Origin of the sequence: Roseibium sp., assembly GCF_965229775.1 — a bacterium.
Lineage (GTDB): Bacteria > Pseudomonadota > Alphaproteobacteria > Rhizobiales > Stappiaceae > Roseibium.
Window position 1 is genome coordinate 1,025,124 of sequence record NZ_OZ245929.1, and the last position, 14,750, is coordinate 1,039,873.

Consider the following 14,750-nt stretch of genomic DNA (forward strand, 5'->3'; position numbering starts at 1 on the left):
TTTCACTCTCCCCTAGTGACTCACGCCGAGATAGGCGTCGATGACGTTTTGGTCGGCCTGCACCTCTTCGGGCGGGCCATCGGCGATCTTCTTGCCGTAGTCGAGCACGACCACCCGGTCGGACAGGTCCATGACCACGCCCATGTCATGTTCGATCAGCGCGATCGTGGTGCCGAATTCCTGGTTCACGTCGAGGATGAAGCGGCTCATGTCCTCTTTCTCTTCCAGGTTCATGCCGGCCATCGGCTCGTCCAGAAGGAGCAGGTCCGGTTCCATGGCAAGGGCGCGCCCGAGTTCGACCCGCTTCTGAAGGCCGTAGGGCAGGCGCCCGACGGGCGTCTTGCGGATCGCCTGGATTTCCAGAAAGTCGATGATGTCCTCGACTTTCCGGCGATGCTCGATTTCCTCGCGCTCCGCCGGTCCGCGCCAGATCAGCTGCCAGAAGAAATTGCGGTGCATCTTCAGCGAGCGCCCGGACATGATGTTGTCGAGCGTGGTCATGCCCTTGAAGAGCGCAACGTTCTGGAACGTGCGTGCGATCCCCTGGCTGGCGGCCTCGTACGGCTTCATCTTGCGCCGCTCCTTGCCCTGCCAGGTGATCGTGCCTTCCTGCGGGTGGTAAAACCCGTTGATGACATTGAGCATCGAGGTCTTGCCGGCACCGTTCGGACCGATGATTGCCCGGATCTCGCCCTTCAGGATATCAAAGGAAATATCCGTGATGGCCTTCACGCCACCAAAGGCCAGCGACACGTTGTCGACCCGCAGCAACTCCTCGCGCGGCGCGGTATCGGCAGCGCCGGCCGGGGCCGTTGTCACGTCTGTTGCAAAGGCGTTCATTCGGCGGCCTCCTGATAGCCCTTGCCAGGATCATGGGTTTCCATATCGCGAATCTCGACCGTTGCTTCGATCGCGCCCTTGCGGCCATCCTCGAAGGTGACTTCCGTACGGATGTGCTTGGAGGTCGAACCGTCGTAGAGCGCCTCGATCAGCGGTGCGTAGCGCTCGGCGATGAAGCTCCGCCGAACTTTCTGGGTCCGGGTCAGCTCCCCGTCATCGGCATCCAGTTCCTTGTGCAGGATCAGGAACCGCTTGATCTGGGCACCTGCCATCATCGGTTCGCGCGACAGATCCCGGTTGACCTGATCGACATGGCTTTCGACCATCGCGTAGACGTCCGGATGGGCCGCGAGTTCCTGGTAGGAGGCGTAGTTGACGTTGTTGCGCTCCGCCCACGACCCGACGGCGGTCAGGTCGATGTTGAGGAACACGGCGACCATGTCGCGTTCGTGCCCGAAGGCGACGGCTTCCTTGATGTTGGGAAAGAACTTCAGCTTGTTCTCGATGTATTTCGGCGCAAACAGCGCACCGTCGTTGAGCTTGCCGACATCCTTGGCCCGGTCGATGATCTTCAGGTGGCCGTTTTCGGCGATAATGCCGGCATCGCCCGTATGCACCCAGCCGTCCGGCGTCTTGGTCTTTTCCGTTGCCTCGTCATTCTTGAAGTAACCGACAAAGACGCCCGGAGACCGGTACATGACCTCGCCGTTGTCGGCGATCTTGAGTTCGACGTCGGGAGCAGGTTTGCCGACCGTGTCGCCGAAGATCTCTCCATCCGGCTGCAGCGTGATGTAGACGCTGGCTTCCGTCTGTCCGTACAGCTGTTTCAGGTTGAGGCCGAGCGAGCGGTAGAACTGGAAGATCTCGGGTCCGATGGCTTCACCGGCCGTGTAACCGACCTTCATCCTTGTCAGTCCCATCCGGTTCTTCAGCGGCCCGTAGACGAAAAACTCGCCGAGCCGGTAAAGCAGGCGGTCCTTGAAACCCACGGTTTCGCCGTTGAGGATCTTTTCACCGACGTTGCGCGCGACGTCCATGAAGTAGGTGAACATGGCACGCTTGGTTTTGCCGGCATCTTCCATGCGCACCATGATCTGCGTCAGCAGGGTTTCAAACACCCGCGGTGGCGCGAAGAAATAGGTCGGCGCGATCTCCCGGCGGTCGACATCGATCGTGTCCATTCCTTCCGGGCAGTTGACGCAGTAGGCGGCCGTGAAGGCCTGGGCCAGCGAAAACACGTGATCGCCGATCCACGCCATCGGCAGGTAGGCAAGCACTTCCTCGGTTTCGTCGAGGTGATCGAACACATTCGCGTTCCGGGCCGAAATCGCCAGATTGTCGAAGGAAAGCATGACACCCTTGGGACGCCCGGTCGTGCCGGAAGTGTAGAGCATCACCGCGATATCCGATCCCTTGCCCCCGGAAAATCCCTGTTCCCATTCACCTGCAAGCGCCCCGTTCTTCGCCTGCAGCGAGCGGCCTTTGTCCTGAACGGATTCATAGGAGTGCAAGTGCGTGTGGTCGTAGTCGCGCAGGCCCCGGATCTCGTCATAGATCACGTCCTTGAGGGTGGGCACTTCGTCCGACATCGACAGCAGCTTGTCGACCTGCTCCTGGTCCTCGACGACCGCGAATTTCACTTCGGCATGGCCTAGGACATAGGCCATTTCCTCGGCAACGGAGTCGGAGTAGACCGGCACCGGAACGGCCCCGAGCGCCTGCGCCGCAACCATGGACCAGTACAGCCTCGGGCGGTTGGCGCCCACGATGGCGATCTTGTCGCCCTTTTCCAGTCCGAGAGATTTCAGTCCGATTGAAAAAGCGCGGATTTCCTCGCACACCTCGGACCAGGTCCAGCTCTGCCAGATCCCGTAGTCCTTTTCCCGGAATGCCGTCCGGCTTCCAAACGTCCTCGCATTGCGCAAGAGGATTTTCGGAAAGGTGTCTTCCCCGCTCGGCGACGTGCCGCTCGACCCTGCCATTATTCGTTTCTTCCCCTTGGACCGCTGTCGCCGGACCTGTGTGCACACGTCCTTCGGTGATCCGTTCTTGTTCAACCGGCAGCAGCGGTGCCGCGACCGCCGGTCTGGAAGGTGCCCCGGTTCCGGGGTCGTTGTTTCAACGGATATGAAACAGCCTGCCGTCCCAACCTTCAACCGGTAATTTGTCGAAGACGACCCGGCATCGTGTCCCGTTGTCTGCCATCGGGACGCTAGACCGGCTGATTTGCAGCAATATGATCCAATTATTTCCAATTGTTGCATTTGCGCTGCGACTGCGAAGGCCAGGCAGGCCGACACTTGAATACTGGTGCGGCACCTGACCGGTAGATGGGAACGAGGGCCGGCCGGCGGCGCGGGCAGGAAGGAAAATCGCGGTGGTGCGCTACTCGATCTCGACAATGATCGTATGGGTCGCATTCTGTGCAAGCGCCCATGCCGCGCGATCCACAACCCGTGCGTTCTCCGCTATGCGCCCGGCGGGAACCAGCATTCCGAACTGTTGCCGGCCGCTGCGCCGGGCGGGTTGACCGCTCGCCCAGTTCTGGAAGGCCAGCGGCGCGCCGGACTGCCATCGGGGCCGCCCGTCCACTGTCTCCAGTCCTATCGTCGGGCCGTAATCGTTGAAAAGCCCGCGGCTGCCGCGGGTCCAGAGTTTGCGGTCGAACCGCACCATGTCGACGACGAAGGCGTGTTCTTCGGCGGAGTTGATTTCCACGAGTTTTCCGTCGAACCGGTCGAGCAGTTGCTCGATATCCGGTCTTCCGAAGGTTGATCCCATGTAGATGGCCGCGTAGAGCCTGTCCTGGAAATACCCGTAGATCATCTCGCGACCGGGCACGGCGCTGATCAGCTTGTGCAGCCTGGGGTCGGTTTCCAGGAGCCGCGTTTGGGCGTCGTCGATGAGACGCGCGGTCGCGGCGGACGTCGCGAACACTTCCACGTAGTCCAGATTTGCGTCAAGGACGCCGAGGGCGGAGACGGTCGCGCGCCCGAGATAACCGGTGTCGGCAAGGCCGTTGTAGCGCTGGAATGTACGCAGGGCGTTGATCGTTCTGGTGCCGGGCTGACCGTCCACGGCGCCGACGTCATTGCCGCGTGTCGCGAGCGCCGTCTGGACCGCCTTGATCCTGTCCCTCGGCAAGCGGATCATGTCCAGCGCCGCACGGCGCATGTCACCGTTGATCTCGGTCCCTTCAAGAGGTGTGCGGTATCGCCCGAAAACGCGATATCTGACCTCAGACTGCAAGGCTTCTTCTTCCAGGGTCACGGCACTCTTTGCCAGCGATCCCTCGGGATAGGATTGGAAGTACAGCGCCCAGGCCCTCGGTGTGTTCAGCTTGTCCGCCGCGCCGTAAAGAGCCAGCTCGTCTTGTAGTGAATTCGGTGTCAGCGCTGCCTGCTGAACGGGTTTCTCCGGTTCCGCGACCTGTTCGGGCGCTTTCAGGATGACCGATCCGATCAGGGAGGAATTGTCCCATGGCACCTGCCGTCCGTCCGTTTCCTGAATGACATCCTGCCGGACGCGGCGCATGACGACGCCGATATCTTCGCCGGGTGTCTCCAGATGCCGGACCAGCGCCCCGGTGAACGGGCTGTTTTCTCCCTTGCCGTCCAAGGCGACATTTCCGGGCTGGGTCGAATAGGCGATCAGGGTGCCGATGCCTGTCTCGACCGCGGCAAGCCCTTGCCCGACGCTTGCCGAGCGTGTGCCCATCGTCGCCGCAAGGTTGCGGAGCAGCGGGTTGTTGCGGCAGGCATCGAGGATGACCAGGTTCGTGCGCGGCTCCCGGTTCATCTGAGCGAGGATGACCTGCAATCCGATCGCCTCGAACTCGAGATCCGCTTCATCCAGCAATCTGGTCTCGATCGGAGCGAGATAATTCTTCCCGGCAACCTGCAATCCGTGGCCGGCAAAATAGAACAGGGCGATGTCGGCCCCGCGGATCGCGCGTGCGAACTGTCTGATCTTCGCCTCGAAGTCCAGACGTTGCAGGTCTATGCCTTCAATCACCTCGAAATCGAGCCGCCTCAACACTGTTGCAACCGCAGTCGCATCATTCACGGGATTGGCCAGGACTGGAGCATGCTCGTACGCACTGTTACCGACAACCAGCGCGACTCGTTTTGCCAGAGCGGGACTGCCGAAGGACGTCAGAACGACGATTGCAAGCGCGCAAACGATCCGTCTCATGAACATGCTCCCCACCTGTTGATCTTGACCCCGGCAGGAAAGACTAGAACGCAGGGGCAAGCGAAATCAACAGATCCACTCAAGTGGTTCGAGTTTCTCAGCGGCATCGTCTAGCAAATACATCTCTCAGGACATGACTTCGCAAGTAGCTTACGTAGGGTAATTGCACCCTCCACTGATCGCGCTTATACTCGGTTTGCGTACAAAAACGCAATATACAACCACGATACAACCGGAACGATTTGCGAGGGGGAGACGCCATGGCCAAACGTCCAGCCAAAGCGAAACAAGCCAGGAAAACGAAATCTCAGGCGGCGAAAAAGAAGGCCCCGGCGGCCAAGGCCTCACAGCCGGTAGCCGGTCCCTCTCTCGGCCGGCGTATCTTGAACGTTCCGCGCGATGCGACCGACCTGCGCGACCGCTACTACGAGCCCGCCCTCCTTGGCCTGGAACTCTCGATGAGCCCGCCCGGTCCGGACCTCAGCCCCATCCGCGACCAGGGAGGCGAAGGCTCCTGCACCGGCTTTGCGCTTTCCAGCGCGATCACGCTTCTCAATCGGCAACGTCACCGGCGCCTCTCGGGTTCGATGGAAGCGCCCCTTGCCAGCGCGCGCATGCTCTACGAGATGGCGAAACTGAACGACGAGTGGCCCGGCGAGGACTATGAGGGTTCGAGCATAAGAGCGGCGTTGAAAGGGTTCTTCAACAACGGCGTCTGCAGCGAGGATCTGGCACCCTATGTCGAGGGAGAGCGAAACTGGTATCTGAATAAAGATCAGGCCGAAGATGCCAGAAAGCTCGGCCTCGGGGCCTATTTCCGCCTGCGCCCGCAGATCATCGATTACCATGCGGCGCTGAACGAGGCCGGTGTCATCTATGCTTCCGCCATGGTGCATCGCGGCTGGCAACGCCCGCGCCGGGGAGACATTGCGCCCTCGAACGTGACGGAGGGCGGCCACGCCTTCATCATCGTCGGCTATGACGACAAGGGGTTCCTGATCCAGAACTCCTGGGGGGAAGAATGGGGCGGCTTCGACGGACAGCCCGGGATCGCCCGCTGGCGATACGAGGACTGGTCGGCAAACATCATGGACGCCTGGGTCCTGCGGCTCAATGTGCCAACCCCGGACTCGTTCGATCTCACGGTCCGGTCACAGGAAGACGCCAGCCGAAGCCTGCTGGGCTCCCCCGCCACGCGCGCACCTCGCCACGAGGAAATCGTCGGACACATCATCCATCTCGATGACGGCAATCTCGTCGAAACCGGCAAGTATCCGACGCCTGTAGCCAGTCTCCAGGAAACGGCAAACTTTCTGGCGGACGAAAACGCGACGGCCGGGCGCGACTACAGGCACCTGCTCTTTTATGCCCATGGCGGCCTCAACGATCAGAACGCTTCAGCGAACCGCGTCAGAAAAATGAAAGAGGTGTTCAAGCGCAACGGCATCTACCCGATCCACTTCATGTGGGAAACGGGATTTTTCGAAACGCTCGGTGACATCATTTTCGCATCGAACGCAAAGGCGGCGGCACGGGTCGGCAGCGTTTCGGACTTTTTCGACCGGGTTCTGGAAACGACGGCACGGCTTCCTGGACGGGCCATCTGGCGCGACATGAAACGCGATGCCGGCCAGTCTTTCCTCTCATCGGGCGGCGGCACCAAGGCCCTCAAGATCCTGCTCAAGGGCAATGCCAAGCGTCAAAAGCCGCTCAAGATCCATCTGATCGGTCACAGTGCCGGCGGGATTTTTCTGGGCCACCTGCTCGATCGGCTCAACGCCGTCAACCCGCTCTCCGAACCGGTTCAGTCCTGCTCACTGATGGCACCCGCCTGCACAATCGACTTCTTCAACAGGTTCTATCACCCGCGCATTGGCGGCAAGAACGCCGCATCTGATGTCGCGCAATTGGTGCAGTACAATCTGATCGATCAGCGCGAACGCGACGATTCGGTCGGCCCTTACAGGAAGTCGCTTCTCTACCTCGTCTCCAATGCCTTTGAAGACACGCGCAAGATGCCGCTTCTGGGAATGGAGAACTTCAGCAAGGACCTCTCCCTGAAACCGGCCCACAAGCTCCATTATGCAGGACGCGGCGACACGATCACGGACAGCAAGACCCACGGTGGCTTCGACAACGACCGGGCAACGATGAACAACATCCTGAAGAACATTCTCGGCGTAAAACCGTCACCCGCGAAAGGGTTCCAGCCGGAGGACATGACCGGCTACTGAGGCTTCATGAGGGCGCGCCGGTGCTTTTTCTGGCGACGAGCCAGGGTTTCAGCTGAATGTTTCCCTCCTCCGGCGGCGCGCCTTCGAGAAGGTCGAGCAGCAACCGGGCCGCCTGCTCGCCAACCGCGCGGCGCGGCTGATGGACCGTCGTCAGCGGCGGAACGAAGTGCCCGGCAATATCGATGTCATCGAACCCGACAACCGAGACATCCCGCGGCACCCGCACACCGGCTTCGTTCAAGGCGCAAATGAACCCGAAGGCCATCCGGTCCGCCGCGCAGAACACCGCCGTCGGGCGGTCCTTCAAACGGAGCCACGCCTCGGCCGCCTTTTCTCCCGCTTCCAGCGTGTAGTCGCCTTCGAAAAGCCAGTTCTTGTCCGGGTCGAGACCGGCCTTCGCCAGCGTCGACGTGTACCCGTCAAGCCGGTCCCGGCCCGGCTTGTGGGTCAGCGATCCCGTGACATGCCCGATCTTCGTGTGCCCGCACTCAAGCAGGTGCGAGACCGCCAGCCGCGCGCCGAGAAGATTGTCCACCACGGCGATCGGCACTGCCGGGTCATCGCTCCACTCCCCGCAGGCCACGATCGGCGGCAGCTTGGGGTTCATCGCGCGGATAGCGGAAATCGAGAAGTGTCCGTCGAGAATGACGATGCCGTCGCAATTGTTCTTGCTGAAGAAGTCGCTGACCGTCGAACGCGACATGGACGGCTTGCGCGTGTCCGCGATCAGAACCTTGAGGTTCTTTGCCGCGCAAACGGTCTCGATGCCCTGCAGGATGTTGGAGAAATGCGAGTTGCCGATATCGGGCACAAGCGCCACGATGGTGCCCGTGTCGCGCCTGCGCAGATTTCGCGCGGCGTGATTGAGCACATACCCTGTTTCCTCGACCGCCCTGGCAACCTTGTCGCGCGTCTTTATCGAAACGCGTTCAGGCGTGGACAGAGCCCGGCTGACCGTCGCCGTAGAGACCTTGGCCGCACGCGCGACATCCTGAACGGTGGGATTGGGTTTTCTGACGTTCGACTCGCTCATTCAATTGTTCTTAACCGACAAGACTCCGATCTGGCGATTTATTCTTCAAATATCGGAGCGGAAAGGCAATGCTTGCAACCGGATTGGCAATCTGAGGAGCGACTTATGCCCGATGAACGACTGATGGACGTATCGTCCGACGAACCGCCCACGGATTTCACGGCGCCGCAAAAGGCTCTTTGGTGGCTCCGGAAGGGTGACCTCGGCCTTGGTCCGGAGTGGGAGCGCGCGCACATGATCTGCCAGGAAGCGGAAGGCCAAAAGACACACGACTGGATCCATGCGCTGTGTCACCTGATCGAAGGCGATCTCGGCAATGCGGCCTACTGGTTCAGGCGTGCGGAACAGCCGCCCGGCGCGACAGATCCGAAAGAGGTTTGGGAGCGCATTGCGGCAGCGAACGGGTGAGACGGGAAACGCAGTTAGTCCGCGACGCCCAGATATTCCTCGATCTGCTTGACGCCGCGCTGCATATGGGCGTCGATTTCGTTCAGCATGAGATCCAGCCGTTCGCCGAGGGCCAGCTGCAGATACCGTTCATGGGCATCCACGATCGGGCCCTTGCGGCCATGCGCTCTCTGGTGCTCGGCAAGGTAAAGCTGCAGCCGTCCGGCGATCCGGCGCCAGCTTTCCAGGAGCAGCTTGTGCCCGCTCATCTCGTAGACAAGGGAATGAAACCGGACTTCCGCCTCGCTCGATGACACGTGATCATCGAGTTCCAGCGTTGCCAGAAGATCCTTGTGGCGCGCGTCCAGTTCGCCCGCGAATGCATCGTCCCGGCGATCCCAGATTTCACGGAACGCGAGCGTCTCGAGCGCTGTCCGAAGCGAATAGATTTCCCGGACATCTTCCGGCGACAGCTTGAGGACGCGTGTGCCCGTATAGGGAATCGTCTCGATCAGGCCTTCTGCCGCAACCTGCCCCATGGCCTCGCGCAGCGGCCCGCGGCTCACGCCGAACCTGGCGGCGAGGTCGGACTCGGTGATCTGGCTGCCGGACTCGATTTCGCCGCTGATGATCGCACGGCGCAGATTGGCGGCAATCTGGTTGCTGAACGTTTCGCGCTTGACGGGTTTGACCCGGTTCTGTGACATCAGTTGCGGTTTGTTCATGGTCCTGTGCACTTGGTCTTCTTCGGCCGGCGTCTTGCTTCGGTTAGCTGTCCCTGCGTTTTAGCGCAAGACCCAGTCCTTGTAAGCTTTTTCAGCTTCCGACGTGACGCTTCCGGGTTGACCGGTGCCGATGGTGCGCCCGTCGATGCGCACGACAGGGGTCACTCCCCCGAGCGTTCCGGTGATGAAGGCCTCGTCGGCCGAATAGGCTTCCGCGAGTGTGAAGTCTTTCTCCCGGACGACATTGCCGCCGTTCAGCCAGCTGTCGATGACTGCTTTTTGCGTCAATCCCTTGAAGGAAAACGAGCCGGTGGAGGTCCACAGTTCCCGCCCCCTGACGATGAAGAAATTCGTCGAGTTGCAGCTGGCGACAAACCCGCGCGGATCGAGCATCAGGGCTTCATCCGCGCCGGCATTGATCGCCTGGATGAGGGCCTGGATCAGGTTGAGCCGGCTGTGGGAATTGAGACGCAGATCGAAGACGTCCGGCCCGCTGGTCCGGAAGGTCGACGTGAACAGGGAAAGCCCTTTCGTCTTTGTATCGGCCCGCGGTGACTTGTATTCGGCCACGACCACGACGGTTGCCTTGTCGATCACGAAGCGCGGGTCCTGGTTCGGCGTGCTCTTGAGCCCGCGCGACACCATCAGCCGGATGTGAACCCCGTCCGTCATGCCGTTGGCATCCAGCGTCCTGCGAAGGGCGGCCTTGAGATCGTCCCGGCTCAAGCCGATGTCGAGCGCGATGGAATTGGCACCTTCGAACATGCGGTCAAGATGCGCGTCCAGCTGGAGAATGCGTCCGTCTACGACCCGCAGCCCCTCCCAGACACCGTCTCCAAGCACGAACCCGCTGTCAAACACGGAGACAACGGCCTCGTGCCGCGGTACCAGCTGTCCATCGACATAGACCAGCACGGTTTCGTTCCGAGGATCCGCGACATAGCTTTGCGCGCTTGCAGAGGTGTTCATCGAATTTTGGTCTCCAGAAATGGTCTAAAACTGAAATCGCCGGTGCTCTGCGAGGAATTGCTGCGTCAGGGGGCGTTTCGGATTCTTCAGAACGTCGTCAGGCGTCCCGCTTTCGTAGATGCCGCCTTCGGCCAGAAACAGGATCCGCGTCGCGAAATGATAGGCAAAGCCGATTTCATGCGTGACGAGCAGCATGGTGCGCCCCTCCGTCGCCAGCTGCTCGATGACCCCGAGCACCTCTCCGACCAGGGCCGGATCGAGCGCGGAGGTCGGCTCGTCGAAAAGCAGGATCTCCGGGTCCATCGCCAGGGCGCGCGCGATAGCGACCCGCTGCTTCTGCCCGCCGGACAGGCGTGACGGGAAGGTCTCGGCCTTGTCGGCAAGGCCCACGCGCTCAAGTTCCGCAACCGCCCTTTCCAACGCCTTCGGAGCCGGAACGCCGCGCACGGTCTTCAGCCCTTCGGCGACATTGCCGGCAACCGTCATGTGCGGGAAGAGATTGAACTGCTGAAACACCATGCCGACCCGCTGCCGCAGGGCGCAGAGTTCGCGTTCCGAAAAGCGCATGTCACCGGATCGCGACGGCTGACCGACGGTGTCGCCATCCAGTTCGAGGCGGCCTTCGCTCGGTGTCTCCAGGACGTTGATGCAGCGCAGCAGCGTGCTCTTGCCGGACCCAGAGGCGCCCAGAATGGCAATCCTGTCGCCCGGCATGACGTCAAGATCGATCTCCGAGAAGACGCGCAGTGACCCGAATTGTTTGCCGAAACCGGACAATCTGAGAACAGGTGCGTTCACGTTCAGTCACTCCGTGCAAGGTGGCGCTCGAGCGCATAGGTCAGGCGCACGATCGGATAGAGAATGATGAGGAAAATCGCGGCGATCACGGTATAGACCTCCAGCGGGTTGAAGCTGAGCGAGGCGATCAGCTTGCCCTGCTGCAGGAGTTCCACGTAGGCAACGACCGACGCCAGCGTGGTCATCTTGAAGATTTCGACACCCCGGTTGGTCAGGGCCGGAATGATGCGCCTGATGGCCTGCGGCAGGATCACCCGCCGCAAGGTCTGAAGACCGTTCATGCCGATCGCGCGCGCGGCCTCCCATTGACCCGGTTCGATGGACTGGATACCGCCCCGGTAGATCTCCGCCGAATAGGCGGCCGAATTCAGCGAAATCCCGAGGATCGCCGCCAGAAACGGCCCGATCTCGATCGGTGCGATGATCGGCAGCGCATAGTAGAACCAGAGGATCTGCACCAGAACCGGCGTGTTCCTGAAGAACTCCACGAAGGCCGTGGAGAGCCAGCGGACCGGCCGGTTTTTGGAGCGCTTTCCAAGGGCGACGATGAGGCCGAGCCCCATGCCGATGACAAGACAGACAACGAACAGCCGCAGCGTTCCGGCCGCGCCGATCGCCAGCGCATACCAGTTGTCGAAGACGTCCTGAAAGTTCCAGATATAGCTCATGGCGTGAACTCGCCGCTCTTGGCAAAGCGGCGCTCCAGGCGCGAGGCAACGAAACTGATGAAGGAAATCGACACGAAGTAGATCAGCGCGACGACTGTGAAGACTTCCAGCGGCCGGAAGGTCTTCTGGGCCAGTTCGTTGGCCTGGAACAGGAGGTCGGCGTAGGACACCGTCGCCACGAGCGTCGTCGTCTTCATCAGCTCGATGGACCGTTCCATCATGGAGGGAAACATCCGCTTGACCGCCTGCGGCAGGATGACCCTGTGCATGCACTGATTATAGGTCATGCCGATCGCCTTGGCGGCCTCCCACTGCCCGCACTCGATCGACACGATGCCGGCCCGGAAGATCTCCGCGAAGAACGCCCCGCTCTGGATCATGAAGGTTAGCGAGGCGGCGAGGAACGGGGTCATTTCAATCGACAACACGATCGGCAGGCCGAAATAGAACCAGAACAGCTGTACGAGCGGAGGAGTCGTCCGGAACACTTCGATGACGACCCCTGCCGGAACGTTGAGCCAGCGCCTGTGAGACAGGCGCGCGAACGCGAGCAGAAGACCGACGACCAGCCCGCCCGAGAGCGCCGTCGCAGTCAGGATCAGCGTGTTGCGGAAGCCGACGAGGAGAAAGCCGCCTTCCGCAAGTACCGGTGAAAAGTCCCACTCGTACATGATCGGTCCGCGCGGTTCAGAGGAGTTCCTTGATGATCGGCGGGGCGGATTTCGGATCGAGACCGAAACCGGAGAGGAATTCCTCGTACCAGGTCTGGATCTGGCCGGACTGGTAGTAGTCCGCCAACTGCGCATCGACGAAAGCGACGAAGTCGGTGTCGCCCTTGCGCACGGCGGCGCTGGTCGGGTTCGACTTGACCGGAGATGGCACGACAATCTTGCCGCGCCCGAGCTTCTGGCGCGCCGCGATCAGCGGCGGGTGAAACAGGCACACCGCGTCGACACGCCCGGACTGGAACGCCGCGATCGCCTCCGTGTTGCCCGGAAAACGCTGGATGTCCGCATTGCCGACATTTTCGGTCAGGAACTTGTCCATGCTGGTCGCCTGCGGCACGGCGATCTTGATCTCCGGCTTGTTGAGATCTTCCCAGGAGGTGACCGGAACGTCATCCTTGGCGAGAACGGCGAGCGAATAGTAAAGCAGCGGATTGTCCGGGAAGCTTGCGGCTTTCTTGCGTTCGTCCGTTGCATCCAGAACGAACATGACGTCGATCTTGTTGCTCTGCAGCGCGGCGACCGCGGTTCCCCAGGTGACTTCGACAGGTTCAAAGTCGACACCGAGTGCCTCTGCCATTGCTTTGCCGGCGGAAACCCCCACACCGGATGACCATTCGCCGGTTGCCGGGTCCTTCGAATACCAGGGGGGCGCCTGGGTCACACCCACGCGGAGCTTGCCGCGCTCCTTGATGTCATCCAGGGATCCGGCGGCAAGCGCCGGTATTCCGCCTGCGACCAGCGCCGAAGCCAACGTGGCTCCCGTGATTGTCAGAACTGTTCGACGGTTCAGTTTCATCTCTTGGTTCCCCTTTTTGCGATCGGCGCCGCTTGGAAAGCGCCCCTCTGAGGTCATAAAAACGACTCTATTGTAGATTGTCAACAATTTACCATTGCGCATGCCGCCATAACCTCCGACAGGAGGCTCCTATTCCGGAATGAAGCGCATTGGACCCGAGATAGTTATGAAACGAGCGAACGCCCCTCGGGATATGCACGTTCGGTTCCGGCCCGAAGAGGAAGCCTTCACCGGATTCGTCATCAAATGCACCGCTTCCGAAGTCGTCACCCCGGGCGACCGAAGTGAGACGCGGGGCCGGGGCGCCCCGGTCCAACGGACCGGCCACCGCAAGAGCCGATACGCCCTGGCTTCTGCCTTTTCCCTCTCCCACTGGGAGAGGGCCAGGGTGAGGAGGCAAACGTCTGAAGAGTGCCGACAGCGCTGATCCCTCACCCGGCCTTTCAGGCCGACCTCTCCCACCGGGGGAGATGACCGGATTTGCGGTGGGTGACATGCATGACGCAATTCCTCGTTGCTGAAGAAGGACCAGGCGAACATGAGCGCCGCCCCGGCCTTGAGCCGGGGCCTTCTGTAAAGTCGTGTTCAGGTCCCGGATCAGGTCCGGGACAGCGCAGGCTGCGAGGCCACCGCAAGAGCCGATACACCAATGCCTCCCCGATCCCGGCGCGCGCTGCGCTTGGCCGGGATGACGCCAGAAAGAGTGAAAATCCACATCCCTCGGAAGCGCGTGAGTGCTGTCACGAAGGCCCCACCTTCCGAATTTGCCACCCGTCCTTCGAGACGGGCCTTTGGCCCTCCTCAGGATGAGGAGAAACTTGCGGGGCATGGGATAGCAAATTCATCCCATTCCTATCAGTCGTCGTTGCCGGACTTGATCCGGCAATCCATGCCCTTGCCTCTCTGCGATCCTCGGCTGTGCAACTGGAGGCGGAACGGCGTGGATGCCATGGTCGAGCCATGGCATGACCTGATGGTTGATCCCGGCACACACTACGCTCGGTCGCACTCTCGATTTAGCCATCGTCACCCCGGGCGAACGAAGTGAGACCCGGGGCCGGGGCGCCCCGATCCAACGAAACGGCCACCGCAAGAGCCGATACACCATTGCTTCTGCGTTTTCCGTCTCCCACGGGGAGAGGGCTAGGGTGAGGGGGTAAACGCCTGAAGGGTGCCGACGGCGCTGATCGCTCACCCGGCCTTTCAGGCCGACCTCTCCCACCGGGGGAGATGACCGGATTTGCGGTGGGTGACATGCATGACGCAATTCCTCGTTGCTGAAGAAGGACCAGGCGAACATGAGCGCCGCCCCGGCCTTGAGCCGGGGCCTTCTGTAAAGTCGTGTTCAGGTCCCGGATCAGGTCCGGGACAGCGCAGG

General features: G+C 61.2%; 12 protein-coding genes. 2 read left to right on the forward strand and 10 right to left on the reverse strand.

Annotated elements, in window-relative coordinates; all coding sequences use genetic code 11:
• Positions 1 to 12 precede the first annotated feature (12 nt).
• From ACO07N_RS04460 to ACO07N_RS04470, 3 genes are all read right to left on the reverse strand, one after another.
• Positions 13 to 840 (reverse strand): ABC transporter ATP-binding protein, encoded by an 828-nt coding sequence (locus ACO07N_RS04460; RefSeq protein WP_421979864.1) that lies wholly within the window; start codon positions 838 to 840, stop codon positions 13 to 15.
• A complete protein-coding gene (locus ACO07N_RS04465; protein ID WP_421979865.1) occupies positions 837 to 2,822 on the reverse strand; it encodes an AMP-dependent synthetase/ligase in 1,986 nt (661 codons plus the stop codon). Before ACO07N_RS04465 ends, ACO07N_RS04460 begins: the two co-directional genes overlap by 4 nt.
• A 403-nt stretch (positions 2,823 to 3,225) precedes the next feature.
• The gene (locus ACO07N_RS04470; RefSeq protein ID WP_421979866.1) at positions 3,226 to 5,034 is read right to left on the reverse strand and encodes a caspase family protein; all 1,809 of its coding nucleotides are present in this window, start codon (positions 5,032 to 5,034) and stop codon (positions 3,226 to 3,228) included.
• A 260-nt stretch (positions 5,035 to 5,294) separates the two neighbouring features.
• Here ACO07N_RS04470 and ACO07N_RS04475 point away from each other — a divergent pair, with 260 nt between their 5' ends.
• Positions 5,295 to 7,268: a C1 family peptidase gene (locus ACO07N_RS04475; RefSeq protein ID WP_421979867.1), complete on the forward strand. Its 1,974-nt coding sequence runs from the start codon at positions 5,295 to 5,297 to the stop codon at positions 7,266 to 7,268.
• A 4-nt stretch (positions 7,269 to 7,272) separates the two neighbouring features.
• Here the strand turns inward: ACO07N_RS04475 and ACO07N_RS04480 are convergent, their stop codons facing one another.
• Complete coding sequence (locus ACO07N_RS04480; protein ID WP_421979868.1) at positions 7,273 to 8,301, reverse strand: LacI family DNA-binding transcriptional regulator; 1,029 nt, start codon at positions 8,299 to 8,301, stop codon at positions 7,273 to 7,275.
• A gap of 105 nt (positions 8,302 to 8,406) precedes the next feature.
• On the opposite strand from ACO07N_RS04480, the gene ACO07N_RS04485 reads away from it, so the two are divergent.
• Entirely contained in the window at positions 8,407 to 8,709 is a 303-nt protein-coding gene (locus tag ACO07N_RS04485) for a hypothetical protein (RefSeq protein ID WP_421979869.1), read from the forward strand.
• 14 nt (positions 8,710 to 8,723) lie between these two features.
• On the opposite strand, the gene ACO07N_RS04490 is transcribed toward ACO07N_RS04485, so the two are convergent.
• The 6 genes from ACO07N_RS04490 to ACO07N_RS04515 are packed head-to-tail and all read right to left on the reverse strand — an operon-like array spanning position 8,724 to position 13,372.
• Positions 8,724 to 9,413 (reverse strand): GntR family transcriptional regulator, encoded by a 690-nt coding sequence (locus tag ACO07N_RS04490; protein WP_421979870.1) that lies wholly within the window; start codon positions 9,411 to 9,413, stop codon positions 8,724 to 8,726.
• Positions 9,414 to 9,473: 60 nt separating this feature from the next.
• On the reverse strand, positions 9,474 to 10,382 hold the full coding sequence (locus ACO07N_RS04495) for an aminotransferase class IV (RefSeq protein WP_421979871.1): 909 nt from the start codon (positions 10,380 to 10,382) through the stop codon (positions 9,474 to 9,476).
• Between the two features lie 24 nt (positions 10,383 to 10,406).
• Positions 10,407 to 11,180 (reverse strand): amino acid ABC transporter ATP-binding protein, encoded by a 774-nt coding sequence (locus ACO07N_RS04500; RefSeq protein WP_421979872.1) that lies wholly within the window; start codon positions 11,178 to 11,180, stop codon positions 10,407 to 10,409.
• A gap of 2 nt (positions 11,181 to 11,182) precedes the next feature.
• Positions 11,183 to 11,848 carry an amino acid ABC transporter permease gene (locus ACO07N_RS04505; protein ID WP_421979873.1) on the reverse strand — a complete coding sequence of 222 codons (666 nt, stop codon included), beginning with the start codon at positions 11,846 to 11,848 and terminating at the stop codon, positions 11,183 to 11,185.
• Positions 11,845 to 12,519 carry an amino acid ABC transporter permease gene (locus ACO07N_RS04510; protein ID WP_421979874.1) on the reverse strand — a complete coding sequence of 225 codons (675 nt, stop codon included), beginning with the start codon at positions 12,517 to 12,519 and terminating at the stop codon, positions 11,845 to 11,847. Before ACO07N_RS04510 ends, ACO07N_RS04505 begins: the two co-directional genes overlap by 4 nt.
• A gap of 16 nt (positions 12,520 to 12,535) precedes the next feature.
• Positions 12,536 to 13,372, reverse strand: coding sequence for a transporter substrate-binding domain-containing protein (locus tag ACO07N_RS04515; RefSeq protein ID WP_421979875.1), 837 nt, complete (start codon positions 13,370 to 13,372; stop codon positions 12,536 to 12,538).
• Positions 13,373 to 14,750 lie beyond the last annotated feature (1,378 nt).

Coding starts and splice junctions, on each gene's coding strand:
- ACO07N_RS04475 (WP_421979867.1), top strand. CDS start 5,295: ATGGCCAAACGTCCAGCCAAAGCGAAACAAGCCAGGAAAACGAAATCT.
- ACO07N_RS04495 (WP_421979871.1), bottom strand. CDS start 10,382: ATGAACACCTCTGCAAGCGCGCAAAGCTATGTCGCGGATCCTCGGAAC.
- ACO07N_RS04505 (WP_421979873.1), bottom strand. CDS start 11,848: ATGAGCTATATCTGGAACTTTCAGGACGTCTTCGACAACTGGTATGCG.
- ACO07N_RS04470 (WP_421979866.1), bottom strand. CDS start 5,034: ATGAGACGGATCGTTTGCGCGCTTGCAATCGTCGTTCTGACGTCCTTC.
- ACO07N_RS04480 (WP_421979868.1), bottom strand. CDS start 8,301: ATGAGCGAGTCGAACGTCAGAAAACCCAATCCCACCGTTCAGGATGTC.
- ACO07N_RS04510 (WP_421979874.1), bottom strand. CDS start 12,519: ATGTACGAGTGGGACTTTTCACCGGTACTTGCGGAAGGCGGCTTTCTC.
- ACO07N_RS04490 (WP_421979870.1), bottom strand. CDS start 9,413: ATGAACAAACCGCAACTGATGTCACAGAACCGGGTCAAACCCGTCAAG.
- ACO07N_RS04460 (WP_421979864.1), bottom strand. CDS start 840: ATGAACGCCTTTGCAACAGACGTGACAACGGCCCCGGCCGGCGCTGCC.
- ACO07N_RS04485 (WP_421979869.1), top strand. CDS start 8,407: ATGCCCGATGAACGACTGATGGACGTATCGTCCGACGAACCGCCCACG.
- ACO07N_RS04465 (WP_421979865.1), bottom strand. CDS start 2,822: ATGGCAGGGTCGAGCGGCACGTCGCCGAGCGGGGAAGACACCTTTCCG.
- ACO07N_RS04515 (WP_421979875.1), bottom strand. CDS start 13,372: ATGAAACTGAACCGTCGAACAGTTCTGACAATCACGGGAGCCACGTTG.